Consider the following 26965-nt stretch of genomic DNA (forward strand, 5'->3'; position numbering starts at 1 on the left):
GGCGCCCGCGCACGACAAATGAACGGACGGATGATGATCACCAAGACGGCTTTCAAGGGCGCGCTCGTCGCCGGGGCGCTCGCGGCTGGGCTGGCGGGCTGCAGCGGCGGCCTGTTCGGCGGCGGCGACCCCAAGACCACCCCAACCATCGGCGAGCGCACGCCGATCCTTTCGCGGATCGAGCGCGGCACCAGCGTTGATCCCGATCTCGCCGACGTCAGCGTGGTGCTGCCGCCCGCGCGCAGCAATGACGACTGGCCGCAGGTCAGCGGCTCGGCCAGCAAGAGCTACGGCCACCTCGCCCTCGCCGAAAACCCGACCAAGCGCTGGACCGCCCGGATCGCCGGGGCGAACCAGCGCCGCCGGCTCGCCGCCTCGCCCGTGGTGGGCGGCGGCCTGCTGTTCGTCGAGGACACCCAGGGCGTGATCCATGCCTTCGACCACGCGACCGGCGAGACCAGGTGGACCCGTTCCGAGGACGAGATGGCGAAGAACCTCAGGAACTCGGTCTTCGGCGGGGGGGTGAGCTACGACAACGGCATCGTCTATGCGACCAACGGCGTTGGCGAGGTCAAGGCCAAGAAGGCCGAGACCGGCGAGCTGATCTGGAAGGTCAAACCCGCCGGTCCCCTCCGCGGTTCGCCGACGATCGCCTTCGGGCAGGTCTACGTGATGACGCAGGACAACCAGATCCTCGCCCTCGACGCGCGCAACGGCGAATTGCTGTGGGACGAATCCGGTTCGTCCACGCAATCGGGCGTGTTCGGCGTCGCCGCTCCGGCGGCCGGGCAGGGCACGGTGATCGCGGGCTATTCCTCCGGGGAACTGTCGGCCTATCGCTACGAGAACGGGCGCCCGCTGTGGGCCGATGCGCTGGCGCGCACGAACATCTCGACGCAGGTTTCCTCGCTCACCGATATCGACGCCGATCCGATCATCGATTCGGGCCGCGTCTATGCGCTCGGCCAGGGCGGGCGCATGGCGGCCTACGAACTGGTCACCGGCCAGCGCATCTGGGAACTGACGCTGGCGGGGATTTCGACCCCGGCGATCGCGGGCGAATGGATCTTCACCCTGACCGACGATGCGCGCCTGCTTGCCATCGCGCGGTCTTCCGGGCGGGTGCGGTGGATCACGCAGCTCCGCCAATTCCGCAACGAAAAGAAGAAGAAGGACCCGATCTTCTGGACCGGGCCGGTGCTCGCCGGGGACAACCTGTGGGTCGCCAGTTCGCGCGGGGAAATCTGGCGCGCCTCGGTGTCCGAAGGGTCGGCGACGATGTTCGCCGACATCGGCAAGCCGGTCAGCCTGCCGCCGATCGTCGCCGACGGGTTCCTCTACGTGCTCGACGACAACGGGACGATTCATGCCTGGAAATAGGCTCGCGCCGCGCGGCGCAGGTCTGAGCGGGTCGTTAACCACTTCGCGCTAAGGCTCGGCGCGTGATGAGCGCCCGTTCCCCGTCCAGCGCGCCCGCGCGCCTGCCTGCAAGGCCGATGCCCGCAAGCGATGTGTCCGCCGGGGTCGGCCTTGCGGGGCTGCTGGGGCTGCTGGCGTGGATCCTGGTGTGCCGGTCCTATCCGGCGATCGCCGACGCGCTCGGCCTCGCGGGGGAATTGTCGGGCGCGCGCGGCGTCCTGTCGGGGCCTTACGCAGCGCTCGCCGCGCTGGTCTTCACCGCCGGGCCGATGGCGGTTTATTCGGTGCTGGTAGACCGGGTGCACCTGCGTCCTTCGACCGGGCTCGACTGGTCCTCGAAGCGCCCGCTCGCCGAAACCTGGCCGGTCAGCCTGGTCAAGCTCGTCGGGCTCTGGGCGACCTTCGCCGCGCTCGCCGCGCTCTACGGTCTTGGCCGCTGGTATTGGGAAGGCTCCTACCTCTTCGCGATGGAGGTGCTTGCCGCCGCGCTGGTCCCGCTGATGGCGCTGTCGGTTCCCTATGTCCTGTGGCTCGACCGGTTCATGGTGGATCAGCGCGATTCGACCTGGCATTTCGGTGCGCTGATCGCCGGGCGGCCGGGCTGGGAGCGGGGCGAGATCGCAAAGCACGCGCGCGCCTGGCTCATCAAGGGCTTCTTCGGCGCCTTCATGATCTCGATCCTCCCCGGCGGCTTTGCCGAGGTGGTCGAGGCGGACCCGGCGCGGATGCTCGCCAATCCGGTCGAGCTCACCATGTTCCTTGTCGCGCTGCTCTTCGTCGTCGACGTGCAGATCGGGACGGTGGGATACCTTTTCACCCTGCGCCCGCTCGACGCGCATATCCGTTCGGGCAATCCCCTGCTCGGCGGGTGGGTCGCGGCGCTGCTCTGCTATCCGCCCTTCGTCTGGGGGATCATCGGCAACGGCAACCAGATCCTTTCCTACGAACGGAACGTCGCGGGCTGGGGCTACTGGCTTTCCGGCCAGCCGGCGCTGCTGTGGACCTGGGCCGCGATCATCGTGTTCCTGAGCGCGATCTACGCCTGGGCGACGGTCGCCTTCGGGATCCGCTTTTCCAACCTCACCTATCGCGGCGTGCTGACGAACGGGCCGTACCGCTTCACCCGCCACCCGGCCTATCTTTCGAAGAACCTGTTCTGGTGGTTCACCGTCATGCCCTTCCTCGTCACGAGCAATTCGGCGGCCGACGCGATCCGCAACACCTTCTTCCTGCTGCTCGTCAACGCGATCTATTACTGGCGTGCGAAGACGGAGGAGGCGCATCTCCTCGCCGAGGATGCGAAATACCGCGAATACCACGCCTGGATGGAGGAGCGCGGCCTCGTCACCGCCCGGCTCGCGCGGCTGATGCGTGCCCTGGGACGGGGCGGGGAGGGCGGACGGGGCGCGGTCGTCCAGCCCGCCGAATGACCCGGCGCCGAATGACCCGGCGTTGTCAGAACGAGTATTGGTAGACCTTCGTCACGTCCCCGTTCCATTCCCCGTGATAGGCGTCGAGCAGGCGCTGCGCCGGGACCTTTCCGGTCGCCACGATCTCGTCCAGCGTTTCGAGATAGCCGGTTTCGTTGTCGCCCGAGGAATTGAGCCGCGCGCGCGCGGCGAGGCCGCCGTGGGCGATCTTCAGCACTTCGCGCCCCAGGTCCTGCATCGTGCCCGTGCCACCGGGCAGCCGCGTGTCGAGCGCGAGGCGTGGCACTTCGCCGCGCAGCCGCTCGCGTTCCTCCATCGACCAGTTCTTGACGAGGTCCCACGCCGCATCGAGCGCTTGCCTGTCATAGAGCAGGCCGACCCACAGCGCGGGCAGGGCGCAGATCCGGCTCCACGGGCCGCCGTCCGCGCCGCGCATTTCGAGAAAGCTCTTGAGCCGCACCTCGGGGAAGGCGGTCGAAAGGTGATCCCACCAGTCCGACGGACGCGGCCGCTCGCCGGGGAGCACCGAAAGCCTGCCCTCGAGGAAATCGCGGAAGGAAAGCCCCGCCGCGTCGATGTATCTCCCGTCGCGGAAGACGAAATACATCGGCACGTCGAGCATGTATTCGGCCCAGCGTTCGTAGCCGAAGCCGTCCTCGAACACGAAGGGCAGCATTCCGGTACGGTGTGGATCGGTGTCGGACCAGATGTGGCTGCGATAGGAAAGATAGCCGTTGGGCCTGCCTTCGGTGAAAGGGGAATTGGCGAACAGCGCGGTGGCGAGCGGTTGCAGGGCGAGGCCGACGCGGAACTTCTTCACCATGTCGGCTTCGGACGAATAGTCGAGATTGACCTGGATCGTGCACGTCCGCAGCATCATGTCGAGCCCGAGATTGCCGACGCACGGCATGTGCCGCATCATGATCGCATAGCGGCCCTTGGGCATGACGGGGAGCTCTTTGCGCGTCTTGTCGGGCCACATGCCGAGCCCGAGATAGGACACGCCGCAGCGCTCGCCCACCTTCTTGACCTGTTCGAGATGGCGCCCGGTTTCCGCGCAGGTCTGGTGAAGGTTCTCGAGCGGCGCGCCCGACAGTTCGAGCTGGCCGGCGGGTTCGAGACTGACCGTGCCGTCCTCGCCGCGCATGGCGATGACCTTTCCGCCTTCCTCGACCGGCTCCCAGCCGAATTCGGCGAGGTTCATCAGCAGGTCGCGGATGCCGCAGGGCTCATCATAGGAGGGCGCTCGGAAATCGGAACGCTTGTAGACGAGCTTCTCGTGCTCGGTCCCGATCCGCCATTCGGAGACGGGCTTTTCCCCGCGGATCATCGGCGCGACGAGGTCTTCGCGGCTTTCGATGACGGGTTCGTCGATGCTGGACGTCTCGCGTGTGCTCATGGGCTTCTCCCGGTGCGTCGCCCTAGGAAACCGGCGAGGCCGTGGGAAGCGATAAATTGCCCGGCCCCGCGCGGGATCATTCGTCCTCGAGCCAGTCGCCCGCCTCGGCCATCCACACGGCGAGCGCGGCGATCGCCGCCGTCTCGCCGCGCAGGATGCGCGGGCCGAGGCTGATGGGGCGCGCGTTCGGGTGGGCGCGGATCCCCTGCCTCTCCGCGTCATCGAAGCCGCCTTCGGGGCCGATCAGGATCGCGGCGGGGCCGTCATGGTAGCAGAAGGCATCGGCGGCGCTTTCCCCGCCCTCCTCGTCGGCGAAGAACAGCGTTCGGTCCTCCGGCCAGTCGGCGAGCAGCGCGTCGAGCTTCATCGGCTCCGCAAGGTCGGGCAGGGCGGTGCGCGCGCATTGTTCGGCCGCCTCCACAATGATCGTGCGGGCGCGCTCCGGGTTGAGCCTGTCGGCGACGCAGCGCCGGGTGAGGACGGGCAGGATCCGCGCCGCGCCCAGTTCGGTCGCCTTTTCCAGCACGAGGTCGAAACGGTCCTTCTTGAGCAGGGCGGGGCACAGCCACAGGTCGGGCACGGCCTCGCGCGCCCGCAGGTTTTCGACCACTTCCAGCGTCACCTCGCGCTTCGCCACGTCCACCACCCGCGCGGCCCATTCGCCGGTCGCATCGTCGCACAATATCACCGCATCGCCCGGCGCGACGCGCATCACGCGGGCGAGGTAATGCGCCGCATTGCCCGCGATCACGCGCCGTTCGCCCGCGGCGAGTACGGGTTCGACGAACAGGCGGGGCGCGCTTTTCGGCGGCCAGGCAGGGGTGGCGGGCATGGCGCGCCCTTAGCCTGCGCCGCGCGCTGCGTCATCCCCGCTCGCGGGGAGCTTCGCCCGAAGGTGCCGGGCATGGCGCGCACCGCGCGAAGCCGGGCGAACCGCGTTCCCCCTTCGCCTCGGCGGCGCGGATGTGTAGGAGGGCAGCATGAGCGAAACCGTCGTCCCCGACAGCGAACGCAACACGATTTCGGGCGGCCTCGTCGCGCGGCTGCCGCAATTGCCGCGCGACCTTGCCCAGCTTGCCCGGTTCGACCGGCCGATCGGGTGGTGGCTCTTGTTCTGGCCCTGCGCCTTCGGGACCCTGCTCGGCGGATACGGCGCGCCGTGGGAGGCGCTGGCGGTGCTGCTCGGGCTCTATCTCGCAGGCGCCATCGCCATGCGCGGGGCGGGGTGCGTCTACAACGACATCGTCGATGCGAAACTGGACGCGAGCGTGGCGCGCACCGCCGCAAGGCCGGTGGCGAGCGGGCGGGTGTCGAAACGGACCGCGTGGATCTGGCTCGTCGCGCTGAGCATGGTGGGCCTTCTCGTGCTGCTGCAATTGCGCTGGCAGGCGCAACTGGTCGCGCTCGCCAGCCTTGCGCTCGTCGCGGCCTATCCGTTCATGAAACGGATCACGTGGTGGCCGCAGGCCTGGCTCGGCATGGTGTTCAACTGGGGCCTGCTGGTGAGCTGGACGCAATTGAGGCTCGATCACTGGGACGCCATCGGCGCGATCTATGCCGGGTGCATCGCATGGGTGATCGGCTACGACACGATCTATGCGCTGCAGGACCGCGAGGACGATGCGCTGGTCGGCATCAGGAGTTCCGCGCTTCGCATGGGGGCGCGGGTCCATGCCGGGATCGCGGGGTTCTATGCCTTGACCATCGCGCTGTGGGCGCTCGGCTTCTGGCTGCTGCGGCCCGATCCGCTGGCGCTTCTCACCCTGCTGCCGGTGGCCGGGCACCTTGCCTGGCAGGTCGCGACGCTCGATGCGGACGACCCGGCGAACCCGCTCGAGCGGTTCCGGTCGAACCGGATGGCGGGCGCGCTGATGGCGGCGGCGTGTTTCGTCGTCGGGTTCGCCTGATGTGCAACCTCTACCGCATGACGAAGAACCGCGACGAAGTCGCCCGCTGGTTCGACGCGATCGACGCGGCAGGGGGCGCGAATTACGCAGAGGAGGTCTATCCCGGCTGGCCCGGCCTTGTCGTCGCCGACGGGTCGCTCAAAAGCATGGTCTGGGGCTTCCCGCTGGTGACGAAGGGCAAGAGCGGCCAGCCATTGAAGCCCAAGCCGGTGAACAACGCGCGCACCGACAAGCTGGACAGCTTCTTCTGGCGCCATTCCTTCGAGGAGCGGCGCTGCCTGATCCCGCTGACCGGCTGGGCCGAGGCGCAAGGGGCGAAGGGCGCGATGACCCGCACCTGGCTGTCGCTGCCCGATGCTCCGCTGTTCGCCGCTGCGGGGGTGTGGCGGGACAGCGAGGAATGGGGCGCGTGCTATGCGATGGTGATGACCGACAGTGCAGGGAGTGCCGCCGAAGAGGTCCACACGCGCATGCCCGTGCTGCTCGCGCCCGGGGATTACGCGGGCTGGGTAGAGGGCTCGCCCGAGGAGGCGAAGGCGCTGTGCCGGGCCTGGGGCGGCGACATCGCGGTCGAGCGCACCGACGAAAGCTGGGCCAAGGGCCGGGGGACGCAGAAAAGCCTGCTCTAGGGCTCCCTGCGGAATTGCTCGATCGCGCCCAGCGCCTCGTCGAAGCTGCGATCCTTGCCCGTCCTAGTGCCTCGGCCCGAGCTCAGGATCGAGATCGCGCGGCCGGGCGAAATGGGCGAGCCTGGCGGTGCGGGGCTTGAGCTCGGCCCACGAATCGATCGGGCATTCGAGGATCGCGTAGCTCGCGGTCGGGAACTTGATCGCCGCCTCGCGGAAGAGGTCGCTTTCGTGGCTCGGCGAGACGAGTTCGAGGATCAGCTCCTGCAGGCCCGGATTATGGCCGGAGACGAGCACCGCGTCCGGTTCCTTTTCCGCCGCGCCGGCATGGCTCTGCACCGTCTCGATGATCGTGTCGAAACTGGCGAGGTAGAGCCGCGTGTCGAAGACCGGCTCGCTTTCCGGCAGGGCGCCCGCGAGCGTCTCCCTCACCCGCACGGCGGGGCTGGCGAGCAGCAGGTCCCATTTCGTCCCGTGATCGCGCAGGTGCCTGCCGATCACCCTCGCCCCGCGCCGCCCGCGCTCGTTGAGGCCGCGGTCGAAATCGCGCAGGTTCGTATCGCCCCAGTCGGACTTGGCATGGCGCAGCAATCCGAGCAGCTTCATGACCCTAACGCGCTCCCTCGCGGATGTTTCGGCGGCGCTCCTCCAACACGAGCATCGGGGTGCTGTAAAGGGGAAGGGCGCCGCCCGGCCGCGCCCTAATCGAGCAGCGCGCGCTCGGGCACGAACAGGGCGAGCGCCAGCAGCATGGCGAGGACCAGCGTGAGCGCCGCCTCGGCGAGCGAGAGCGGGGCGGGCAGGAAGCCCCGGCCGACGACCATCTCGGCCAGCACGGGCAGGCCCGCCTGGAGGGCGGCGAAGGGGGCGAGCGTCAGGCGCAGCGCGCGGCGGGCGGGTTCGCGGTCGCGCGACCGGCCCACGATGGCGGCGCGCGCGATGTCGGCGGCGAGCAGCAGCGAGAGCACCCGCAGCGCGTAGAAGGCGGGCTCGCCCGGCGGCCCGCCGTATCGCGCGACCGCGAACGTGCCCGCGACCGCCAGCGCCGCGACCAGCACGGTCCGCCATTCCGGCCCCTGTCCGATCAGGCGCAGCACCGCGAGCCAGGCGGCGAAGGGCGCGAAGGCGGCGAGCAGCAGGATGAAGGGCTCCGCCATGCTGGGCGCGAACAGCAGCCCGCCGCCCGCCAGCATCGCGGCGATGTTGGCGAGCGCCAGCAGGGCGAGCGGCAGGCGCAGTTCGGCGCGCATCGCGATCCCGGCATATTGCGCGAGCAGCAGCAGCCAGGCACCGATCGTCACGATCCTGAGGGCGCTGTTGAAATCGCCGGTCACGCGCCTGCCTCCATCCTGTCCGCTTCGGCCCCGGCGGGCTCGTCCGGCCCGATCAGCCCGGCCGAGATGCGCGCCAGCGCCTCGTCCAGCGTCACCCGGCGGATCGCGGTGCCATCGGGAAAGGCCGAAAGGAGCCGCGAGGGGAAGGCGGGCGAGAGGACCACGAAATGGCCGGAATCATCCTTGCCCCGGATCAGCCGCCCGAAGGCCTGGGCGATCCGGGCGCGGATGATGCGGTCGTCGTACCCGCTGCCGGCCCCGCTCGCGGCGCGGCGGGCCTTGTGGAGGATGTCGGGGCGCGGCCAGGGCACGGCTTCCAATGCGACGCAGCGCAGGCTCCGGCCCGGCACGTCCACCCCGTCGCGCAGGGCATCGGTGCCGAGCAGGCTGGCGCGCGGATCGCCCTTGAAGATGTCGACCAGCGTGCCCGTGTCGATCGGGTCGACGTGCTGGGCGTAGAGCGGCAGGCCCGCGCGCGCCAGCCGGTCGGCGATGCGGCCATGGACCGCGCGCATCCGGCGGATCGCGGTGAACAGGCCGAGCACGCCGCCCCGCGAGGCCTCGATGATCCGGGCATAGGCCCCGGCGAGCGCGGGCAGGTCGCCCTTGCGGATGTCGGTGACGATCAGGACCTCGGCGCGGGCGGCGTAGTCGAAGGGGCTGTCGGCGGTGCTGAGCATCGGAGCGCAGTCGAGATGCGCCGCGCCCGAGCGGGCGATCGCGCTTTCCCACGGATCGCCCGGCGCGCTGCCGATCCGGTCGGTCAGGGTCGCGCTCGTCAGCATCACGCCGTGCGCGGGTTCGAGCACGATGCGCGCGAAGGGCTTCATCGGGTCGAGCCAGCGGCGGTGGATCGCCACGTCGAATTCGCGCGCGTCGTTGCGGTCTACCGCGAGCCAGTCGACGAATTCGGGGTCCGCCGACCCGCCGAGCCGATCGAGCAGGGCTTCCCAGGCCGCCAGCAGGTCGATCCGCCAGGCGAGCGAATGGCGCGCCCCCTCGATCCGGGCCCTGCCCTGCGAATCGAGCCAGTCGGGCGGGTCCGCCATGATCGCCTCGAGCCGCCCCGCAAGCCGGATCAGCGGCACGCGGATCGCCGCTAGCGCACCGGCGGCAAGCCCGGCGGCCTCGATCACCTCGCCCGGCAGGCCCGCCGCCTCGGTCTCGATCCCGTAGCCCGCTTCCTGCCCGCCGCTCTCGTCGCGGGCGTAGGTGACGGTGCGGACCGCGAAGAGCAGTCGTTCGAGCGGCCCCCTCGGCTCGCCCTCGACCAGCCGTTGCAGCCAGCCGTCGGAAGGGAGCAGCTGGCCCGCCTCGCTCGCCGCGCGGATCGCCTCGCCGCCCGCCTCGTCGTAGCTCGCCACGTCCGCCAGCCGCGCCGAAAGGCCGCGCCGCCGCCCGCGCGCGTTCTTTTCCGGCCCGATGATCCAGCGGCGCAGCTCGATCGCCTCCTGCCCCGAAAGCGTCGCGGCGAAGGTCGAATCCGCCGCCTCGAAGACGTGGTGCCCCTCGTCGAAGACGATGCGGGTGGGGCGCTGCGCGTGATCGCGGCCGCGCGCGGCGTTGATCATGACGAGCGCGTGGTTGGCGATGACGAGATCGGCGCCGGCGCTTTCGCGCGCGACCCGTTCGATGAAGCACTTGCGGTAATGCGGACAGCCCGCATAGATGCATTCGCCGCGCTGGTCGGTCAGGGCCGCAATGCCGCGCCGGCGGAACAGCGTGCCGAGCCAGCCCGGGAGGTCGCCGCCGATCATGTCCCCGTCGCGGGTGAAGGCGGCCCAGCGCGCGACGAGGTGGGCGAGGATCGCGGGCCGCCCGGCAAACCCGCCCTGCAGCGCGTCCTCGAGATTGAGCAGGCACAGGTAGTTCTCGCGCCCCTTGCGGACCACGACCGGCGGCGTGCCGTCGGGCCGTTTGAGCGGCCAGGCCCGCCGGCTTTCGACCCGCAATTGCCGCTGCAGGTTCTTGGTGTAGGTCGACACCCACACCGTCCCGCCCGAAGCCTCGGCCCAGGCCGACGCGGGCGCGAGATAGCCCAGCGTCTTGCCGATCCCCGTCCCCGCCTGCGCCAGCGCGACGTGCGGCGCTTCGCGTTTCGACCGGGGCGCGAAGATGCGCGCCGCGTCGGCGGCATAGGCGCGCTGTCCCGCGCGCCTTTCCGCGCCCTCTCCGGTCAGTTCGTCGAGCCGTTTCAGGACCGTCTCGGGCGGCAGGTCGACCTGGCGCGGAGGCGCGCGCTCGCCCGCCTCCTCCCATTCGGGAAGCGCGGAAAAGAGCCATTTCTCCGCCCGTTCGGGGCGCGCGACATGGGGCCTGAGCACCTGCGCCCACGGCCAGCGCAGGCGTTCCAGCGATTGCAGCGCGCTCCACGCCCCGGCGCGTTCGAACCATTCGCCGTCCGCGCAGGCGGCGCACAGGGCGCCCGCGGCGCGCTGGAGGAATTCGGGCACGTCCGAATCGCCCTGCGGCGGATCCATGCCGAGCGCTTCGGCAAGGCCGCGCGGCGTCGGCACGCAGAACCGCGCCGGGTGGACGAAGGCGAAGGCTTCGAGCAGGTCGAGGCCCGAAAGGTCGGGATAGCCCAGCCGGCTGGCGACCAGCGGGGCGTTCAGGATCAGCACGGGGGTGTCGGCGGCGGCCATGATCGCATCGCCTTTCGACACCGCCCCGGTCCCTCCGTCGGGGCCGCGCAGCCAGTTGCCCCCATGACTGGCATGAAGGGCGGGCAGCGGAAGCGGGGCGGGGGCGGTGGAGGGAACCGTCACGCCGGCCAAGATGGAGCAGGCGCCGCCGAAAGTAAACGCGCCCGCGCGCCGTTTCGCCCGGCGCCCTGTCCTACCGGCGCGGCGCGTGGCAGGAGGCTGACGCGGTCGGCAGGCGGGAACGCCATTTCGCGCCTCGCCCCGTTGTTCGTCCGCCCGTCGTTTCGGAATTCAAGCCCATGATCTGCAGGGAAGAAATCGGAGCCGGAAAAGGTGACAGGGTGTCAACTTTGTCACCTTTGCAGGCGGCCCCGCCGCTTCATCCCGGCTTGCAAGGGCGCTTTTCTTGCCTGATAGGCGCGACGCCATGACGACCACGACAGACGATTTCCTCGCCGCCGCGCGCTCTTCCAAGGCCTGGCCGTTCCAGGAGGCGCAGCGCCTTGCCAAGCGGCTGCGCGACGGCAAGCCGGGCGGCGCGCCGGTGCTGTTCGAAACCGGCTACGGCCCCTCGGGCCTGCCGCATATCGGGACCTTCCAGGAAGTGCTGAGGACGACGCTGGTGCGCCGCGCCTACGAGGCGCTGACCGGCGGCGCGCCGACGCGGCTGGTGGCGTTCAGCGACGATCTCGACGGGCTGCGCAAGGTGCCCGACAACGTGCCCAACCGGGAAATGCTGGCGGAGCACCTCGGCAAGCCGCTTTCGCGCATCCCCGACCCGTTCGGCACGCACGAAAGCTTCGCCCACCACAACAACGCGCGGCTGCGCGAATTCCTCGACCGTTTCGGGTTCGACTACGAATTCGTGAGTTCCTCCGAACGCTACGATTCGGGCGCCTTCGACGAGGGAATCCGCAAGGTGCTGCGCGGCTTCGATGCGATCATGGACATCATGCTCCCGACACTGGGAGAGGAACGCCGCAGGACCTATTCGCCGATCATGCCGATCAGCCCTTCGACGGGCACGGTGCTGCAGGTGCCGATCGAGGTGATCGACCCGCAAGCGGGCCTGATCCGCTTCACCGACGAGGACGGCACCACGGTCGAACAGAGCGCGCTGGGCGGCCGGGCGAAATGCCAGTGGAAGGTCGACTGGGCGATGCGCTGGGTCGAGCTCGGCGTCGATTACGAGATGTACGGCAAGGACCTGACCGACAGCGGCGTGCAGTCGGGCAAGATCGCGCGCGTGCTCGGCGGCCACAAGCCCGAGGGGCTGATCTACGAGCTGTTCCTCGATGCGAAGGGAGAGAAGATCTCCAAGTCCAAGGGCAATGGCCTGTCGATCGAGGAATGGCTGCGATACGGCAGCGAGGAGAGCCTCGGCTTCTACATCTTCGCCAATCCCAAGAGCGCGAAGCAGCTTCACGCGGGCGTGATCCCGAAGGCGGTGGACGATTACTGGCAGTTCCGCGAGAAGCTGCCCGAACAGGAACTCGACAAGCGGCTCGGCAACCCGGTCTGGCACCTCCTGCGCGCGAACGAGCGGATCGAAGGTCCGCACGCGCCCGGCGCGGGCGACGCGCTGCCCGTGCCGTTCAGCCTGCTCCTCAACCTGGTCGGGGTGCTGGGGGCCGAAGCGACGCGCGAGGCGGTGTGGTCCTATCTCGGCAATTACATCGAGAACGCGGACCCCGCGGCGCATCCCGCGCTCGATGACCTCGTCGACAAGGCGCTCGCCTACAACCGCGATTTCGTCGCGCCGACCCTGGTCAAGCGCGCGCCCACGGCAAGCGAGGCGGCGGCGCTGCGTGCGCTCGACGCGGAACTGGCCGCGGTGCCGGCGGACATGGCGGCGGAGGATTTGCAGACCATCGTCTACGAGATCGGCAAGCGCGAGGAATTCGGCTTCGGCTCGCTGCGCGACTGGTTCCAGGCGCTCTACCAGACGCTGCTCGGATCGGCGCAGGGTCCGCGCATGGGCAGCTTCATCGCGCTCTACGGGGTGGAGCCGACGCGCAAGCTGATCGCCGAAGCGCTCGAACGGGCGTGAACCCCGGACCCGGGAGGGGGACGCGCCCCCTTTCCTACCGCCAGCGACGGGTGCGATACCACTTGGTGATGATGTATTTTGCGCCCTTGCCCACCGGCGTCCCGGCGTGTTTCGTGAGCTCGTTCGGCACCCCGTCGCGGTCGGCGTTGTTCCAGGCGAGCAGGACGCCGGGCTTGGGCTCGATCGAGATCCCGAGGTCGGTGAAATGGGTGTGCCCGCCTTCCTCGACCGCGTTGAGGAAGACCATCGCGGTCCATGAACGCTGCCCGCCGCGCTTGCGTTCGAGCGGCCAGTAGCTTTCGGAGGTGTAGAACCAGTCGTTGTGCGGCTTGAATTCCTGTCCCGGCAGGTAGCGCTGGCCCTGGATCGCCTCGCCGGTGACGGGGTTGAGGCCGAGCAGGTCGTCGATCCGCCGCGAAATGCCCATGACGAAGCTGTCATGCGGATCGAGATCGCCCGAATAGGAGGTGCGAAAGCCGCTTTCATAGCCCTGTTCGTGGAGGCTCGACGGGCGCGCGACCGCGTCGATCATCAGGCACAGGCGCTCGCATTCGGCCGGGGTGAGGAATTGGCCGACCGCGAAAAGGTCGGCCTTGTCGGTGTCGATCCGGTAGACGCCGGGATCGGCGTCGAGGCGTGCGGTCACGGTCGCGCCGATGCGGCGCAGGGCGTCCTGGTCGGGAATGGCGGGGGATTTCGGCATGGGGCCGACTATCTATCAGGCGTGCTTGCGGGTGCAAGAAGGCTCGGACCCCGACCGCCGGGCGCGGGCAGGCCGGGGTCCGGCAGGACGTGCGCGGAGCCTACCAGAAGAAGTCGTAGATTACATCGACCACCTGGCCGCTGTGGACATCGACCAGCAGGACGTCGTCGTAATAGCGCACCCAGCGATAGGGCCCGTAGACCGGCGGCAGGCGGAAGGCCCAGGGATCGTTGATGAAGAAGCGCGGCTGGAAGAACAGGCGGTCGAGCTGCCAGCCGATGCCGATCCGGCTGTAGCGGTGCGCGCGGAACGGGGCGTAATAGCGCCCGAGCCGGAAATGCTGCCGGTGTGCGCGGCGATAGTTGCGCCAGCCGAAGCGATTGTCGTTGCGCCAGCGACGGTCCCAGCGGCGGAAACTGGCGCGCCGTTCGGCCCGCACGCCGCTGCGGAAGGCATCGCGCCGCTCGCGCCGGATTTCGCGGCGGACATCGCGCCGACGCTCGTCGCGCCAGTCGCGGCGCCGTTCGGCGCGGATCACGCGGCGGGCGACGCGGTTGTCGAAGTCCCGGCCCTGCCGCTGCGCACGGCGTTCGGCGCGGATGTTCCCCCGCCGGTCGAAGCGGTCGATGCGGCGGTCGGCGCGGCGCTCGATGCGGCCCGCGTTGCGCTCGCCCCGGCGCTCGATGCGATCGGCGCGCCGCACGCCCCGGCGTTCGAGCCGCTGCGCCGCGCGGTCGCGTCCGCGCCAGTCGAGCCGGTCCGCCTGCCGTCCGGCCCGTCGTTCGACCCGCTCGGCCCGCCGGTTTGCCTGCCGCTCGACCCGTTCGGCCCGCCGCGCGGCCTGCCTCATGCGCCGGTCCGGGCGCCCTTCGACCCGTTCGACCCGGCCCTGCGGCACCCGCGGCATGGCATCTAAGCGCGGACGCGCGCGGTCGGGGCGCGCCGTGCCCCGGCTCGATCGGACCGCGGAAGGACGCGCGCGCCGGACCTGCTGGCGCGCCGCGCGACGCTCGCTGCGGGCCTGCTGGCGAGCCTGCCGCATCGCCGCGCGGCGCTGCGCGATCGGGTCCGCCCCGACGCCGCGCCCTGCTTCGGCCGCGCTCGTGCTCGCCGCGCTCGCCGGTCCGGCGGGCGCGACCAGCGACAGCGCGAGGGCAAGGGCAAGGGCGATGCCCGACAGGGCGGTGCCTCGCAGGAAAAAGGTCATGTCCATGTGTGCCTCCGTCAATGCCGCACCACCACACACGGCCATTTCGATGGAAGCATTGTGGCGGCAGCGGCCTGTCGCTCGCCTTAATCGGTCGGTCGGGCCTGCGTTAATGTTATGAGGATAAAGGCTGAACCGATTGTGGCCGGGCTTGATCCCGCCGGGTCTACCGGGCAAGTGCGCCGCCATGTTCGACGCGCTCGACGATGTCCTGGAGGACTGCACCAATCGCCTCGTCCGCGGGGCGCGCGACCGCAAGTCGCCGATGCACACGCCCGCCGTCGTCACCGCCGATGTCGATGCACGCGTCATGGTCCTTCGCGCGTTCGATGCGGCCGGTTGGAGCCTGCGCTTCCACACCGACACCCGCGCGCCCAAGACCGCCGCGATCGCCGCCGACCCGCGCGTCGCGGTCCTGTTCTACGACAAGGGCGCGAAGATCCAGATCCGCGCCCGCGGCACGGCCCGGGTCCTGCCCGATGCGCCGATCACCGAGGAGGCCTGGGCGCAAGGCACCAATTTCGCCCGGCGCTGCTATCTCGGCGCGGGGCCGGGCACGCCGAGCGATGCGCCGACCTCGGGCCTGCCGGGCGCGCTCGAAGGCGTCGAGCCGACCGACGGGCAGCTGGTCGAGGCGCGGCCCAATTTCGCGGTGATGATGGTGGACCTCGTGAGCCTCGACTGGCTCCATCTGGCGCATACCGGCCATGTCCGGGCCGGATTCGAACGGGCGCAGGACGGCGCCTGGCAGGGCCGCTGGCTGTCGCCCTGAGACGGCTTCCCGGCGCGGCTCAGGCCGCCCGGCTGTCCGATGCAGTAAGGCGCAGGGCGGGCGGGGGCAGGAACAGCACTTCCTCGATCTCGCTCGCCATCACGACGCAGTCCTCGCCCTGCGCCATCGCCGCGTCGAGCGCGCTCGCGGCGCGGGCGCGGGTCGCCTCGGGGCTTTCCCCGAGGCGCGCCTCGGCGACCCCGAAGCTGGCGGTGACGCGGATCATGTCCGCCAGCCCCGGGACGCGGGTCCGTGCGAGCGCGCGGCGCAGCCGCCCGGCGATGCCGGCGGCCTCGACCTCGCGCGTGCCTTCGAGGACGATGACGAAACCCTCGCCCGGGATCGTGCGCAGGCTGTCGCCGCGGCGCAGCCCCCCGCGCAGGATCGCGGCAAACCCTTCGACCGCCTCGCGCAGGGCCTCTTCGCCCATGAGGCGCGGCATCGCGCGGAACTGGTCGATCCGCGCCTCGACCACGGCGTGCGGGACGCCGGGGGAGCGGCCGTCACGCCCGGAACGGCGCGGCCCCAGCAGGTCCGAAAGGGATTCGCATGGCGCGCCGACCCCGGCCGCGCCGGCGAGCGCCAGCGGGTCGCGGATCAGCGCGAAGACGGTAAGGACAGCCGCCAGCGCGATCGTGATGACGAGGCCCGCCCCGGGATCGAGCGCGCCCGGATCGATCAGGAGCGCTGCCGCCTCGCCGCTGGAATGGCCCACTGCCATGACGCTGCCCCTTTTGCCGGCCCCTTTTACGCAGCAATGCGGGCAGTGTGGTTAAGACGGCGTAAAGGGGCGCCCGCCCCGCGCAACTAGGTCGCGGTGCTGGCCGCGTTCGCCCTGTCCGCGATCCGGCGGAACAGCGCCCGCAGCGCCTCGGGACTGGCGCGGTCGATCGCGCCGTCCTCGACCTCCTCCTTGGAAAAGGTCATCGAGGGATTGGTGTCGTCGAGCATGGCCCATCGGGGAAACATCCGTTCCTCGATGGCGAGCGACATTTCGAGCTTCACGTCGGTGTGCCGGTCATCGGCGAGGATGCGCTGGTACAACGCGTCGATCGCGTCGTCCGGCCCTTCGACGAGCTGGATATACATGTCCTGCCGGCAGATCAGCGCGCCGGTGATGCCGTTCGCCCGGTTGTTGCGCCGCGCCGCCATGAGGATGCCGTCGAGCATGGACTGGTCGAAGCCGAAGGGCTGCGAGCGGTAGATGAGCTGTTTGATGGCGGCGCTCCTGCTGCGTGGATGCGGCAGTGTAACACCTGCGGGGCGGGGAGGGCCAGCGGGGATCGGTTGCGGGAGCCGGGGTCGCGAGCCGGGCGGGCTCGGGGACATTCTTGCTGCGCGGCGAAAAGGACGAGGTGCTGTTCGACAAGGCCGCCGCGCTTTCGGGCTTTCTCGGCCAGATCGAGCCGGTGGTGTCGGAGGGCGACCTTCAGATGATCAACGGGATGCTGCTGCGGAAGATGCGGGGGTGAGGGGGGATGTGCCCCAGCCGTCGCCCCGGGCTTGACCCGGGGTGCCGCTTCGCCTTTTTCTTCGTCGGATGGATCGGGAAACGCGCGGCGGCTGGGTCTATGCGATGGCGGACCGATATCGCGGAACGATCTATGTCGGCGTGACGAATAATATTAGTGCGAATTTTAGAATTCGTGAAGAGTTGCATGGTCTTCAAGATTACCCAAGGCCACGAGTATTTTTGAGCTGACAAGGGTTATAGGCTCAAGATGAGCCAGCGGGACTAGCTGAAGCTCTACATTCTCCACATCAAAGGCACCCCGTTTACTCACTGCAATGCGGTACTCTCGTTGATTGGCGAAGCTTTCAGGTTTGATAAGAGCAACTTTCTCCGGCAGCGCCCAATCGGCGAGAGGGACTTGTTGTATTGAGCGATAGACTACGTCGTCGGCAACGATTTTGGAGTAATCGAGTGATGAGCTAGCATTCGCGCGCATTCTCAAGCGATCTACGATCACCTTGGGATCAATCTGAACGCAAAACCTTCCGAAGGTGCTTGCGATCTCTGCCGAGAAATCCTTGCTTGCACACCAAACGAATATTTCATCTTGGCGAACGGAGGCGTTGAAGCTGTGGTCTTGCAATTTGACCGTTCGCCCGTCCTCCATGTTCAGCATCAGGCCCTCGGCTGGCGCATAGCGCAAGACCCCGTCCCATTTATCCCCGCGCCCCCCTCTTCGATTTCTAGCGCTCGATAGAAAGCCAAAGGGCGAAGCAATATTTCGCCCTTGCTCATAAATCGTCTAGCGTATCTTTCTTCGTCAAAATATTTGAAGACAGGCAAAGGACGAGATCACCGCGTCAGCTTCTTGTATGCGAGCCGCGTCGGCCGGTCCGCCGCATCGCCCAGCCTGCGGCGCTTGTCCTCTTCATAGGCTTCGAAGTTCCCCTCGAACCATTCGACGTGGGAATTGCCCTCGAACGCAAGGATGTGCGTCGCCAGTCGGTCGAGGAAGAAGCGGTCGTGCGAGATCACCACGGCGCAGCCGGCGAAATTCTCGATCGCGTCCTCGAGCGCGCCGAGCGTCTCGACGTCGAGGTCATTGGTCGGCTCGTCCAGCAGCAGCACGTTGCCGCCCTGTTTCAGCATCTTGGCCATGTGGACGCGGTTGCGTTCCCCGCCAGACAGCTTGCCGACGTTTTTCTGCTGGTCCTGCCCCTTGAAGTTGAAGGCGCCGACATAGGCCCGCGTGGACACGTCGTGGCCGTTCACCTTCATGTAGTCGAGCCCGTCGGAAATCTCCTCCCACACGTTGTTCTTGGGATTGAGGTCGTCGCGGCTCTGGTCGACATAGCCGAGGCGGACGGTCTCGCCGATCTCGATCGTGCCGGAATCGGGCACTTCCTGCCCGGTGATGATGCGGAACAGGGTCGATTTGCCCGCGCCGTTCGGACCGATCACGCCGACGATCCCGCCGGGGGGAAGCTGGAAGGAGAGGTTTTCGAACAATAGCTTGTCGCCATAGGCCTTGGAAATGTTCTTCGCCTCGATCACCTTGCCGCCGAGCCGTTCGGGGACCTGGATGACGATCTGTGCCTTGCCGGGCTTGCGCCCCTCCTGCGCGTTCTGGAGCTCCTCGAACTTGCGGATGCGGGCCTTGGACTTGGTCTGGCGGGCCGATGGCGTCTGGCGGATCCATTCGAGCTCGCGGCTGAGCTGCTTCTGGCGGCCGGATTCCTCGCGGCTTTCCTGTTCGAGCCGCTTCGCCTTCTTTTCGAGGTAGGTCGAATAATTGCCTTCGTACGGGTAGTAGGAACCGCGATCGAGTTCGAGGATCCAGCCCACCACGTTGTCGAGGAAATAGCGGTCGTGGGTGATCATCAGCACCGCGCCGGCATATTCCTTGAGATGGTTTTCGAGCCATTCGACGCTTTCGGCGTCGAGGTGGTTGGTCGGTTCGTCCAGCAGCAGGATCGAGGGCTTCTGGATCAGCAGGCGGGTCAGTGCCACGCGGCGCTTTTCGCCGCCCGACAGGTTCTCGACGCTGGCATCGGACGGCGGGCAGCGCAGCGCCTCCATCGCGATCTCGAGCTGGTTGTCGAGCGTCCACCCGTCGACCGCGTCGATCTTCGCCTGGAGATCGGCCATCCTGTCGCCCAGCGCCTCGAAATCGGCATCGGGTTCGGCCATCTGCGCGGAGACGGCGTTGAATTCCTCGACCAGGTCGGCGGTTTCGCGCGCGCCGTCGCGGACATTCTCGAGCACGGTCTTGGTCGGATCGAGTTCCGGTTCCTGCGGAAGGTACCCGACCGTGATGTTCTCGCCCGGCCATGCCTCTCCGCTGAAATCGGTGTCGATCCCCGCCATGATCTTCATCAGCGTCGACTTGCCCGCGCCGTTGGGTCCGACGATGCCGATCTTCGCGCCCTGGTAGAACTGCAGGTTGATGTTCGAGAGCACGGGCTTGGGGGCACCGGGAAAGCTCTTGGTCATGTTCTTCATGACGAAGGCGTATTGCGCGGCCATCGGGTTGGGTCCTTCGGGTCAGGTCGGGGGGAGAGTTGCCCGTGCAGATAGGCCGCCCGGCAGGATCGGGCAAGTGGCGCTGGACAGGCCGGGCGGGCAACCCTAGCAGCCTTGTCCGATGAAGACATTCGCATCCCCGCTCGCCCTCGCGGCCCTCGCGCTCGCGTCCGCAACCGCCCATGCCGGCGATGTCCCCCCGGCGCTCGGTCAGCGGGCGGACACCGCGCTGGAGGAGGATCGCCACGCCTGGGACTTCACCGAGGGGCTGACGACCGAGGTCGGGCCGCGGCAGGCCGGGACCGAGGCCGAGGCGCGCGGGCGCGAATGGGCGATGGCCTGGCTGCGCGAACACGGCTTCGCGAACGTCGCGAGCGAGCCCTTCGCGATGGAAACCTGGGTGCCCGGCGACATCGCAAGGGCGCGCATCACGCAGCCTTTCGCGCAGGACCTCGTCGTGCTCCCCCTCGGCAACAGCGCTGCCACGCCCGAAGGCGGGGTCGAGGGCGAGCTGGTCCATTTCCGCAATGTCGACGAACTGCGCGCCGCGCCCGCGGGCAGCCTCGAAGGCAAGATCGCCTATATCAGCCACGCCATGCGCCCGGCGCAGGACGGTTCGCATTACGGCTTTGCCGGGCCGGCGCGCTGGGTCGGCGCGGGGATCGCGGCGCAGAAGGGCGCGATAGCGACGGTGATCAAATCGGTCGGCACGGACTACCACCGCAACCCGCACACCGGCGGGACGACCTTTCCGGACGGCATCGCGCCGATCCCCGCGGCGGCGATGTCGCTACCCGATGCCGACAATGTCGAGCGGATGTTCGCCCGCGCCGCCGATGGCGATGGCCGGCGCGCGATCCGCCTGCGGCTCGAACTCAACCCGCGCGAACTCGGCGAAACGACGAGCGGCAATGTCGTGGGCGAGATCGTCGGCCGCAATCCGGGCCTGCCGCCGGTGCTTCTCGCCTGCCATATCGACAGCTGGTGGAATTCGCCCGGCGCCTTCGACGATGCGGCGGGTTGCGGGATCATCGCCGCCGCCGCGCTCCACGCCAGCCGCGATGAGCAACCGCTGCGCACCATCCGCGTGCTGATGGCGGGCGCCGAGGAGACGGGCCTGTGGGGCTCCAAGGCCTACAGTGCGGCGCATCTCGACGAACCCATCGCGGTCGGGCTCGAAAGCGATTTCGGCGCGGACCGGATCTGGCGTTTCGAAAGCAATTTCCGCGGCACCAATGCCGACCTCCACGCCCGGCTTGCCAAGGCTGTCGCGCGCTTCGGCGTCGCCGATTCCCCCGTCGTCGCGACCGGCGGCGCGGACCTCGACGTGGTGCGCGACCAGAAAGGCGCCCTGATCGACCTCCAGCAGGACGGGCTGCGCTATTTCGATCTCCACCACACGCCCGACGACACGCTCGACAAGATCGACCCGGCGCAGCTGCGCCAGAATGTCGCGGTGTGGACGCAGGTGGTGGGCATCCTCGCCAACGAACCGCGCGCGATCCTGAACGGCTCTCCCGAACCCTCCGCGCCGCCGGTGATGGACCGCTAAGGCGGAAACAGCGCCGCGCTTTCCCGTTGCATCGGGAAAGGGAGAGCGCGCATGTTTGTTGAAGCACCGGTCATCGACGCGATCCTGCGCGGAGCGATCCTCGCCGCGGCCGGCCTGATCTGGGCCATTTTCCTGATCCGCATCAACGGGCTGCGTTCGCTGTCCAAGATGTCGAATTTCGACTTCGTCATGACCATCGCGCTCGGCAGCCTGCTCGCCAGCGCGGCCACGTCGAGCGAATGGAAGCCCTTCGTGCAGGCGCTCGCCGCCATGGCGAGCCTGTTCGCGGTCCAGTGGGGCATGAACGAACTGCGGATGAAATGGCCCGCTTTCCGCACGCTCGTGCAGAACCGCCCGGTCGTGCTGGTGCGGGACGGCGAATTCCAGACCGAGGCGATGCACGAGACCCGCGTGAGCCGGGCCGACCTCTACGAAAAGCTGCGGTCCGCCAATGTCACGGACATCTCCGAGGTGCGCGCGGTGATCCTCGAGACGACCGGGGACGTGTCCGTGGTGCAGGGGGAAAGACTGGACCGGGACCTCATCGAGGACGTCGATCGGGTGGGCGGGGCGGAGGGAAAGACGCCCGCCTGACGCGTCCGGCCGTCCTGCCGTCCCGGGTCCGCGAGCGACTTCGTCAGACAATCATCAGACTGCGGTCGCGCAACCGACGCGGTGGTGAAACCTCGCCTCGCAAACGACACGCGCCTGTCGCACCCGCGACACGTCACGAAGGCAAGGAGATGCGATACGCGCCCCCGGACCGCCTCGCGCTCGACCTCGGCGGCAAGGCAGTCCCGGGCGCCCCGCACCAACCGCACAGCTGGACGCTGCCGTCATGTCCGACAACCTCCTCATCTGCGATCTCACTCAAAGCTGGTCGCCGACCGGGGGAGGGGGGATATCGACCTATCTCAAGGAAAAGCGGAAGTATTTCCAGGCGAAGACCGAACATCGCCTGCTCCAGATCGTGCCCGGGCCGGAGGACCGCATCACGGTGGAGGGCCGCACCATCTTCGCCGAAGTCGGCTCGGGCCAGGTCTGGGGCAGCCCGAATTACCGCTGGATCAGCCGCAACGACGCGGTTTTCGCCCTGCTGCGCGAATACAAGCCCGACATCATCGAGAGCCTGTGCCCCTGGGTCCTGCCGTGGATCGCGATCCGCCATCGCCTGCGCCATCCCGACACCGCGCTGGTCGCGGGCTACCGCACGGATTTTCCCAATTCGCAGGTCTACCGGGTGATGAACGACCTGTCGGGGCACTACCCGGCGAGCTTCTTCAGGCAGGTCGCCTATTTCTACGCCTGGATGACCTATCACCGCTTCGACCGGGTCTATACCCTCAACCGCGAGGCGCAGGCGATGCTCGCACAGCTCGGCTGCCGCAACACCGGGGTGCTGGGGCTCGGCGTCGATGTCGAGCGTTTCTCGCCCGCGCGGCGCGATCCCGATTTCCGCGCGAAGCTCGGCCTGCCGCGGACGGACGGGCCGCTGCTGATCTATGCCGGGCGGCTCGACAATGAAAAGCGCGCCTATGTCCTCACCGAAATGTTCAAGCAGCTCCCGCGCGATCTCGGCGCGGCGATGGTGCTGATGGGCGACGGCAAGCTGCGCGATACGCTGATGGAGGAAGCGAAGAGCCTGCCGATCGCCTTTCCCGGCTACGAAACCGACCGCGAGACACTGGCGAGCGCGCTCGCCTCGTGCGACATCTATGTCAGCGGCATGGCGGACGAGACTTTCGGCATTTCGGTGCTGGAGGCGCAGGCATCGGGTCTGCCGGTGGTCGGCGTCGCGAGCGGGGCCATGCCCGAACGCGTGCCGGAAGGGACGGGCCTGCTCGGCCCGGTCGACGACGCCAAGGCGATGGCGGACAATGTCGTGCGCGTCTGGCGCGAGGATTACGCCGGGAGCCGCGCCGCCGCGCTCGCCCTGGCCGCGCGGCACAATCGTTGGCCGCAGACCTTCGAACAACTGATTGATGTGGAATATGCAGAAGCGCTAAGGGCGCGCGACAGACGTCGCGCGGGTCTGATCCGCGGGCGATTGAAGCGAGCGCCGAACTTCTCTTGACCCACGAGACACCGCCCGAGTTCCGGTTCGAACAGGATACGCGCTCCGATCCCCTCGCCGCGTCCGAGCCCGAGGACGCGCCCGGTGCGGTGGCGGAGCAGGCCGGAGCGGGGGCGCAGGCGGGCGGGCGGCTCGCGCAATTGTGGCAAGCGGTCCCGCGCCGTTCGCTGCGGATCGCGCTCTACGTGCTGCCCGTGGTGGCGCTGGGCAATGTCGCGGTGCTGGTCTGGTCGCTCGGCGGGGTCGATCTGGCGCAGCGCATCGTCGCGCCCGAACTGCTCGGCCTTGCTGCCGTGCTGGTGTTCGTGCCGATGCTCGCCAATGCCGCGCGGCTGGCGATCTGGTCGCGCTTCATGGCGCTTGGCCTCGGCTTCGGAGGCGCGCTCAAGGTCATCACGGGGACGATGGTGACCAATTCCGTGACGCCGTCGGCAACCGGGGGAATGCCGATCAAGCTCCTGTTCCTGGTCGGCGCGGGCGTCGAATCCCGCCGCGCGGTGACGCTGATCTCCTTTCAGGCGGCGGAAGACGCGGTGGCAGCGGCCTGCCTCATCGCCCTGTGCCTGGGCTTTTCGGGCTTCGCAATGTTCGAATTCCTGGGTTCCGACCCGGCCCTGCTCGCGCGGATCGACATGACGGTCCGCACGGCGAGCCTGGTCGCGTTGTGGAGCCTTGCCGCGCTCGCGCTGCTGGCGCTGGTGACGGCGGGCGGCCTCCTTGGCAAGCGGGTGCGCAGCTGGGCGGCGCGGGTCGGGCTGCGCGCGCGCGGGTTCCTCGCGCAGGTGGCGGGCGACTGGCGCGCGATGTGGCGGCGCGGCAAGCTCGTCGCGCTCGCCAATCTCGCGCTTGCGCTGCTGCAATGGGGCGTGCGCTTCTCGATCGCGGGACTGGTGCTGGCGGCTTTCGGGGTGGAATGGCACCCGGCGCTCTACTGGCTGCTGCAATACCTGGTGCAGTCGATCAGCGCGATCGTGCCGACGCCGGGCGGGGCGGGCGGGGCCGAAGCGGGGTTCCTGCTGCTCTTCGCGCCCTTCGCCCCGGTAGATGCGCTGGTCCCGGCGATGAGCGCGTGGCGCCTGCTCCATTTCTTCCTGCCGCTCGCGGGGGCCGCGCTGGTGTTCGTCCTGCTTCACCGCGCGTCGGGCGCGCGGCTCGGCGCGTCGATGCGCGCGCAGCCGGCCGAATAGGACCTCAGCCGCGCACCAGACCGGCGAGCGGCGCGGCGCCGCGGCCGGGGAAGAGCCGCGCCATCGCCGTCTTCGGATCGAGCGCGAAATGCTCCGCGACGGCGCCCGCCAGCACGCTTTCGAGCGCGAGGGTCGGGGCAAGGTCGCGCCCTTCGTGGAGCGCGCCGTCGCCAAGGCCCGGCCAGTCGGCGATCACCCGCCGCCCGGCCACCGCCCCGCCCAGCGCGATCGCCGCGCCGGCCGTGCCGTGATCGGTCCCGTTCGTCCCGTTGAAGCGCGCCGTGCGCCCGAATTCGGTGGCGACCAGGACCAGCGTTTCGCCCCAGGCGCTGCCCATGCCGGCGGCATAGGCGCCGAGCAGCGCGTCGAGCTGGCGCGCGGCGCGGGTGAACTGGAAGGGCTGGTTCGCGTGGCTGTCCCACCCGCCCAGCTCGATCATCGCGATCCGCGCCCCGCCTTCCTCGCGCATCAGCGTGGCCGCGAGCTCGCCCGCGGCCCTCGCATCGCGCAGGTTCGAAAGGTCGTTCGTTTCGGCCATGGCGCGCGTCTCCATCGCCTGCGCGAGGAGCGCGCCCAATTGCGGATCGCCGGCATAGAGCTGCGCCACCCGGCCCATGAAATCCCCGCTCGCCTGGGGCAGGGCGGAGGGCGCATAGCTCGAGGCGGGCGCGGCCCCGCGCAGGGCGAGCGGCATGGTCGGCGCGATGGCGAGCGCGCGCGGCGGAGCTTTCGCGTGCGCCTCGGCATGGAGCGCGACCAGCCGGTTGAGCCAGCCGTCCTTAGTCCCGTAGGGCCGCGTCCCGCCGGTCTCGATCAGGTTCTGCCCGTCGAAATGCGACCGCTCGCGATAGGCGGTCGCGGCGGCGTGGACGAACAGCGCCTCGCCGCGTTCATAGGCCGCGCCGACCGCATCGAGGGCCGGGTGGATCGCGAAGAATCCCTCGGCCCGGCGGGCGTCGGCGTAATCGGGCAGCGTCCGCTCGCGCAGGTGCGGGAAACCGGGGTCCTCGACCGGCGCGAGCAGGGCGAGCCCGTCCGCCGCGCCGCGCAGCAGGACGAAGAGCAAGTTGCGCGAACCCGCCACGCGCGCGAAGGCCATGCGCGGCCATGCGAGGCTGGCGCCGCCCAGCGCGAGCGATCCGGCCAGCATCCCGCGGCGATCGATTCCCTGTCCCATGCCCGTCATCTCCGCATCATTTCCGGCGCGACCAGCAGCAGGCCGAGCGCCTGCGTCCCGCTTTCCGCGCGCGACAGCCATATTCTCGTGTTCTCGGACAGCGCGCCGGGAAAGGCCGCCTCGGCCCGCGCCATCACGTCGCCTGCCGGCACGTTGCGCGCGACCCGTTCGGCCAGTTCGACCCGCCGCACCAGCGCGTCCGGCCCGGCCCAGCTCCCTTCGAGATCATCATAGCCCGCCGGCGAAGGCGCGCGCCAGGGAAGCTGCCCGAGTTCGCGCAGCGCGCCAGCGAGGCGGTTGTCGTCGAGGTCCTCGATCCCGGTCAGGCGCAGGACGGCCACCAGCCATTCGAACGGGGCGCGGTACTTGACCGGCCCCGCCGCCCAGGTCTCGGGTGAAGCGACCAGCGTGCGCGACAGGCTTTCGAGGTCGCCGCCGGTCCTGCGGAAATCCGCCTCCAGCCGCGCGATCAGCGTTTCGGGCGGGGTATCGCCCGCGAAATGCCGCGCGAGCTTCACCGCGACATGGCGGGCGGTCGCGGGATGGGCGGCGAGGTCGTCGAGCACGGCGAGCGCCTGCTCCGGCCCGCCTTCGCGATAGGTCCTGCCCATGATCCGCCGCGCGCCCGGTTCGTGGGCCACCGCCACGAAGGCCGCGCCGTTCGCCTGCGGCTCGGCGAAGCGGGCGATCCGGCCAAGCCCCGCGATCGTCCAGCCGGTCAGCGCGCGGGCGAATTCGGTCACGTCCGCCTGGTCATAGCCGCCCGCGACCCCGAGCGTGTGCAGTTCGAGGATTTCGCGCGCGAGGTTCTCGTTGAGCCCGCGCTCGCGCCCGCCGGGCCCGCCGCCGCCGCGTCGCCACCCGCGCCGCAAGGCCAGCGAACTGGGGCCGACCGACTGGAACTGGTCGAGATAGAGCAGCATCGCCGGATGCAGCACGGCGGCCTTGAGAAGGTCGGAAAAGCGCCCGAAGACGTGGCGGCGGATCACGCCGAACTCGTGGTTGCCGACCTGGTGCTGGGTGCCGGGCTTTCCGGCGGAGACGCTGAAATGGTTGGACCAGAAATGCACCAGCCGCTCGGCGAAGGGGGTGTCGCTGCGTGCGGCGGTGTTGACCTTGATCGCGATGTCGCGGCGCAGGACGCGCCCGCCGTCGAGATAGGCGCGGCGGATCTCGGGCGGGAGGTCCGCCAGGGGTCCGCGCACCGCGCCGTCTTCCGCCGCCATCGCACCCGGCATCATGCCCGCGGCGGCGGCGGGCGGGCCTTGGCGCTGACGCATCATGCGGTTGCGGCGCAGCAGCTCGAAGATTTCGCCCGCCCTGCCCGAAGTGTCCTCGCGCCCCGCGATCGCGCTAGGGGCGGGATCGAAGCGGTCGATCTCGGCCAGCAGCGCGGCTTCGGGAGCTTTCCCGGTCCCGCCGGCACCCGGCCCCGTCTGCCCGCGCCAGCGCAGGCCGTAGCCGAAGCGGTTGAGATAAGTGCTTGCCCCGCCCATGCCTGCCCCTT

General features: G+C 69.3%; 24 protein-coding genes. 11 read left to right on the top strand and 13 right to left on the bottom strand.

Going from position 1 to position 26965, the window contains the following annotated elements:
* The first annotated feature begins 30 nt into the window (after positions 1–30).
* Together BLU08_RS00945 and BLU08_RS00950 are read left to right on the top strand one after the other, a co-directional pair.
* Positions 31–1380 (top strand): PQQ-binding-like beta-propeller repeat protein, encoded by a 1350-nt coding sequence (locus tag BLU08_RS00945; RefSeq protein ID WP_233996037.1) that lies wholly within the window; start codon positions 31–33, stop codon positions 1378–1380.
* Positions 1381–1445: 65 nt separating this feature from the next.
* Positions 1446–2849 carry an isoprenylcysteine carboxylmethyltransferase family protein gene (locus BLU08_RS00950; protein WP_090194155.1) on the top strand — a complete coding sequence of 468 codons (1404 nt, stop codon included), beginning with the start codon at positions 1446–1448 and terminating at the stop codon, positions 2847–2849.
* Positions 2850–2874: 25 nt separating this feature from the next.
* On the opposite strand, the gene BLU08_RS00955 is transcribed toward BLU08_RS00950, so the two are convergent.
* Together BLU08_RS00955 and BLU08_RS00960 are read right to left on the bottom strand one after the other, a co-directional pair.
* Positions 2875–4248, bottom strand: coding sequence for a glutamate--cysteine ligase (locus tag BLU08_RS00955; RefSeq protein WP_090194157.1), 1374 nt, complete (start codon positions 4246–4248; stop codon positions 2875–2877).
* A 76-nt stretch (positions 4249–4324) separates the two neighbouring features.
* Positions 4325–5080 carry a 16S rRNA (uracil(1498)-N(3))-methyltransferase gene (locus BLU08_RS00960; RefSeq protein WP_090194159.1) on the bottom strand — a complete coding sequence of 252 codons (756 nt, stop codon included), beginning with the start codon at positions 5078–5080 and terminating at the stop codon, positions 4325–4327.
* A gap of 148 nt (positions 5081–5228) precedes the next feature.
* Between BLU08_RS00960 and ubiA the strand changes: the two genes are divergently transcribed.
* Positions 5229–6155, top strand: a complete 927-nt coding sequence (gene ubiA / locus BLU08_RS00965; protein ID WP_090194162.1) for a 4-hydroxybenzoate octaprenyltransferase — start codon at positions 5229–5231, stop codon at positions 6153–6155.
* Entirely contained in the window at positions 6155–6784 is a 630-nt protein-coding gene (locus BLU08_RS00970) for an SOS response-associated peptidase (RefSeq protein ID WP_090194165.1), read from the top strand. Before ubiA ends, BLU08_RS00970 begins: the two co-directional genes overlap by 1 nt.
* A gap of 63 nt (positions 6785–6847) precedes the next feature.
* Here the strand turns inward: BLU08_RS00970 and BLU08_RS00975 are convergent, their stop codons facing one another.
* The 3 genes from BLU08_RS00975 to BLU08_RS00985 all read right to left on the bottom strand — a co-directional run bounded on the left by BLU08_RS00975 (position 6848) and on the right by BLU08_RS00985 (position 10760).
* On the bottom strand, positions 6848–7387 hold the full coding sequence (locus BLU08_RS00975; protein ID WP_090194168.1) for a histidine phosphatase family protein: 540 nt from the start codon (positions 7385–7387) through the stop codon (positions 6848–6850).
* A gap of 95 nt (positions 7388–7482) precedes the next feature.
* Positions 7483–8115 carry a hypothetical protein gene (locus BLU08_RS00980; RefSeq protein WP_090194171.1) on the bottom strand — a complete coding sequence of 211 codons (633 nt, stop codon included), beginning with the start codon at positions 8113–8115 and terminating at the stop codon, positions 7483–7485.
* Positions 8112–10760: an ATP-dependent DNA helicase gene (locus BLU08_RS00985; protein ID WP_369816848.1), complete on the bottom strand. Its 2649-nt coding sequence runs from the start codon at positions 10758–10760 to the stop codon at positions 8112–8114. Before BLU08_RS00985 ends, BLU08_RS00980 begins: the two co-directional genes overlap by 4 nt.
* A 427-nt stretch (positions 10761–11187) precedes the next feature.
* Here BLU08_RS00985 and BLU08_RS00990 point away from each other — a divergent pair, with 427 nt between their 5' ends.
* A complete protein-coding gene (locus BLU08_RS00990) occupies positions 11188–12810 on the top strand; it encodes a lysine--tRNA ligase (protein WP_090194175.1) in 1623 nt (540 codons plus the stop codon).
* A 34-nt stretch (positions 12811–12844) separates the two neighbouring features.
* Here BLU08_RS00990 and BLU08_RS00995 read toward each other — a convergent pair whose 3' ends face one another.
* Together BLU08_RS00995 and BLU08_RS15010 are read right to left on the bottom strand one after the other, a co-directional pair.
* A complete protein-coding gene (locus BLU08_RS00995) occupies positions 12845–13513 on the bottom strand; it encodes a 2OG-Fe(II) oxygenase (RefSeq protein ID WP_090194178.1) in 669 nt (222 codons plus the stop codon).
* Between the two features lie 100 nt (positions 13514–13613).
* Positions 13614–14726 (bottom strand): RcnB family protein, encoded by a 1113-nt coding sequence (locus tag BLU08_RS15010; protein WP_233996038.1) that lies wholly within the window; start codon positions 14724–14726, stop codon positions 13614–13616.
* 181 nt (positions 14727–14907) lie between these two features.
* Between BLU08_RS15010 and BLU08_RS01005 the strand changes: the two genes are divergently transcribed.
* Positions 14908–15492, top strand: coding sequence for a pyridoxamine 5'-phosphate oxidase family protein (locus BLU08_RS01005; RefSeq protein WP_090194181.1), 585 nt, complete (start codon positions 14908–14910; stop codon positions 15490–15492).
* 19 nt (positions 15493–15511) lie between these two features.
* On the opposite strand, the gene BLU08_RS01010 is transcribed toward BLU08_RS01005, so the two are convergent.
* Together BLU08_RS01010 and BLU08_RS01015 are read right to left on the bottom strand one after the other, a co-directional pair.
* Complete coding sequence (locus tag BLU08_RS01010) at positions 15512–16213, bottom strand: diguanylate cyclase domain-containing protein (RefSeq protein WP_090194184.1); 702 nt, start codon at positions 16211–16213, stop codon at positions 15512–15514.
* A gap of 86 nt (positions 16214–16299) precedes the next feature.
* Positions 16300–16821, bottom strand: coding sequence for a BLUF domain-containing protein (locus BLU08_RS01015; RefSeq protein ID WP_090194187.1), 522 nt, complete (start codon positions 16819–16821; stop codon positions 16300–16302).
* Positions 16822–16823: 2 nt separating this feature from the next.
* On the opposite strand from BLU08_RS01015, the gene BLU08_RS15015 reads away from it, so the two are divergent.
* Complete coding sequence (locus BLU08_RS15015) at positions 16824–16964, top strand: hypothetical protein (RefSeq protein WP_157674402.1); 141 nt, start codon at positions 16824–16826, stop codon at positions 16962–16964.
* 165 nt (positions 16965–17129) lie between these two features.
* Here the strand turns inward: BLU08_RS15015 and BLU08_RS15020 are convergent, their stop codons facing one another.
* Both BLU08_RS15020 and ettA read right to left on the bottom strand, forming a co-directional pair.
* Complete coding sequence (locus tag BLU08_RS15020) at positions 17130–17621, bottom strand: hypothetical protein (RefSeq protein ID WP_157674403.1); 492 nt, start codon at positions 17619–17621, stop codon at positions 17130–17132.
* Positions 17622–17797: 176 nt separating this feature from the next.
* On the bottom strand, positions 17798–19471 hold the full coding sequence (gene ettA, locus BLU08_RS01025; RefSeq protein ID WP_090194189.1) for an energy-dependent translational throttle protein EttA: 1674 nt from the start codon (positions 19469–19471) through the stop codon (positions 17798–17800).
* 118 nt (positions 19472–19589) lie between these two features.
* On the opposite strand from ettA, the gene BLU08_RS01030 reads away from it, so the two are divergent.
* The 4 genes from BLU08_RS01030 to BLU08_RS01045 all read left to right on the top strand — a co-directional run bounded on the left by BLU08_RS01030 (position 19590) and on the right by BLU08_RS01045 (position 24281).
* Positions 19590–21020 (top strand): M28 family peptidase, encoded by a 1431-nt coding sequence (locus tag BLU08_RS01030; protein WP_090194192.1) that lies wholly within the window; start codon positions 19590–19592, stop codon positions 21018–21020.
* 51 nt (positions 21021–21071) lie between these two features.
* Positions 21072–21614: a DUF421 domain-containing protein gene (locus tag BLU08_RS01035; RefSeq protein WP_090194194.1), complete on the top strand. Its 543-nt coding sequence runs from the start codon at positions 21072–21074 to the stop codon at positions 21612–21614.
* A gap of 244 nt (positions 21615–21858) precedes the next feature.
* Positions 21859–23094, top strand: a complete 1236-nt coding sequence (locus BLU08_RS01040; protein ID WP_090194197.1) for a glycosyltransferase — start codon at positions 21859–21861, stop codon at positions 23092–23094.
* The gene (locus tag BLU08_RS01045) at positions 23091–24281 is read left to right on the top strand and encodes a flippase-like domain-containing protein (RefSeq protein ID WP_157674404.1); all 1191 of its coding nucleotides are present in this window, start codon (positions 23091–23093) and stop codon (positions 24279–24281) included. Before BLU08_RS01040 ends, BLU08_RS01045 begins: the two co-directional genes overlap by 4 nt.
* Positions 24282–24285: 4 nt before the next feature.
* Here the strand turns inward: BLU08_RS01045 and BLU08_RS01050 are convergent, their stop codons facing one another.
* Both BLU08_RS01050 and BLU08_RS01055 read right to left on the bottom strand, forming a co-directional pair.
* Entirely contained in the window at positions 24286–25458 is a 1173-nt protein-coding gene (locus BLU08_RS01050; protein WP_172800950.1) for a DUF1501 domain-containing protein, read from the bottom strand.
* A 5-nt stretch (positions 25459–25463) separates the two neighbouring features.
* A complete protein-coding gene (locus tag BLU08_RS01055) occupies positions 25464–26954 on the bottom strand; it encodes a DUF1800 family protein (RefSeq protein ID WP_090194202.1) in 1491 nt (496 codons plus the stop codon).
* Positions 26955–26965: the final 11 nt, after the last annotated feature.

It is taken from the genome of Erythrobacter sp. HL-111 (assembly GCF_900105095.1).
Classification (GTDB): Bacteria; Pseudomonadota; Alphaproteobacteria; order Sphingomonadales; family Sphingomonadaceae; genus Erythrobacter.

Bases quoted from the DNA above. Each gene is read 5' to 3' on its own strand.
- BLU08_RS00945 (WP_233996037.1), top strand. From the start codon at position 31: ATGATGATCACCAAGACGGCTTTCAAGGGCGCGCTCGTCGCCGGGGCG.
- BLU08_RS00950 (WP_090194155.1), top strand. From the start codon at position 1,446: ATGAGCGCCCGTTCCCCGTCCAGCGCGCCCGCGCGCCTGCCTGCAAGG.
- BLU08_RS00955 (WP_090194157.1), bottom strand. From the start codon at position 4,248: ATGAGCACACGCGAGACGTCCAGCATCGACGAACCCGTCATCGAAAGC.
- BLU08_RS00960 (WP_090194159.1), bottom strand. From the start codon at position 5,080: ATGCCCGCCACCCCTGCCTGGCCGCCGAAAAGCGCGCCCCGCCTGTTC.
- ubiA (WP_090194162.1), top strand. From the start codon at position 5,229: ATGAGCGAAACCGTCGTCCCCGACAGCGAACGCAACACGATTTCGGGC.
- BLU08_RS00970 (WP_090194165.1), top strand. From the start codon at position 6,155: ATGTGCAACCTCTACCGCATGACGAAGAACCGCGACGAAGTCGCCCGC.
- BLU08_RS00975 (WP_090194168.1), bottom strand. From the start codon at position 7,387: ATGAAGCTGCTCGGATTGCTGCGCCATGCCAAGTCCGACTGGGGCGAT.
- BLU08_RS00985 (WP_369816848.1), bottom strand. From the start codon at position 10,760: ATGGCCGCCGCCGACACCCCCGTGCTGATCCTGAACGCCCCGCTGGTC.
- BLU08_RS00990 (WP_090194175.1), top strand. From the start codon at position 11,188: ATGACGACCACGACAGACGATTTCCTCGCCGCCGCGCGCTCTTCCAAG.
- BLU08_RS00995 (WP_090194178.1), bottom strand. From the start codon at position 13,513: ATGCCGAAATCCCCCGCCATTCCCGACCAGGACGCCCTGCGCCGCATC.
- BLU08_RS15010 (WP_233996038.1), bottom strand. From the start codon at position 14,726: ATGGACATGACCTTTTTCCTGCGAGGCACCGCCCTGTCGGGCATCGCC.
- BLU08_RS01005 (WP_090194181.1), top strand. From the start codon at position 14,908: ATGTTCGACGCGCTCGACGATGTCCTGGAGGACTGCACCAATCGCCTC.
- BLU08_RS01010 (WP_090194184.1), bottom strand. From the start codon at position 16,213: ATGGCAGTGGGCCATTCCAGCGGCGAGGCGGCAGCGCTCCTGATCGAT.
- BLU08_RS01015 (WP_090194187.1), bottom strand. From the start codon at position 16,821: ATGTCCCCGAGCCCGCCCGGCTCGCGACCCCGGCTCCCGCAACCGATC.
- BLU08_RS15020 (WP_157674403.1), bottom strand. From the start codon at position 17,621: ATGCTGAACATGGAGGACGGGCGAACGGTCAAATTGCAAGACCACAGC.
- ettA (WP_090194189.1), bottom strand. From the start codon at position 19,471: ATGGCCGCGCAATACGCCTTCGTCATGAAGAACATGACCAAGAGCTTT.
- BLU08_RS01030 (WP_090194192.1), top strand. From the start codon at position 19,590: ATGAAGACATTCGCATCCCCGCTCGCCCTCGCGGCCCTCGCGCTCGCG.
- BLU08_RS01035 (WP_090194194.1), top strand. From the start codon at position 21,072: ATGTTTGTTGAAGCACCGGTCATCGACGCGATCCTGCGCGGAGCGATC.
- BLU08_RS01040 (WP_090194197.1), top strand. From the start codon at position 21,859: ATGTCCGACAACCTCCTCATCTGCGATCTCACTCAAAGCTGGTCGCCG.
- BLU08_RS01050 (WP_172800950.1), bottom strand. From the start codon at position 25,458: ATGGGACAGGGAATCGATCGCCGCGGGATGCTGGCCGGATCGCTCGCG.
- BLU08_RS01055 (WP_090194202.1), bottom strand. From the start codon at position 26,954: ATGGGCGGGGCAAGCACTTATCTCAACCGCTTCGGCTACGGCCTGCGC.